General features: G+C 66.1%; 1 protein-coding gene. It reads left to right on the forward strand.

Annotated elements, in window-relative coordinates; translation table 11 throughout:
* Nucleotides 1-233: cation efflux transmembrane domain-containing protein (locus ACR9ZK_RS23670; RefSeq protein ID WP_481344351.1), on the forward strand; the 233-nt coding region annotated here is incomplete at both ends.

The following is a 233-nucleotide window of genomic DNA, read 5'->3' on the forward strand; positions in this document are numbered from 1 at the left end:
TGGCCATGAAGCCCGCCACAATGAAACGGACCTGGGGTTACAAGCGCGCCGAAATCATCGCCGCTGCCGGGCAGGCGGCATTGCTGCTCGCCGTCGGCGGTTTCGTGATCGTCGAGGGCATCCGCAGGCTGTTCGAACCACCCGAAATCGGAGGGTCCACGATGCTCTGGTTCGGCATCATCGGGCTGGCCGGCAACGCCGTGGGCCTGGTGATCCTGGCGTCCGGCCGGAAC

Source organism: Monashia sp. HAY1-5C (genome assembly GCF_056755255.1).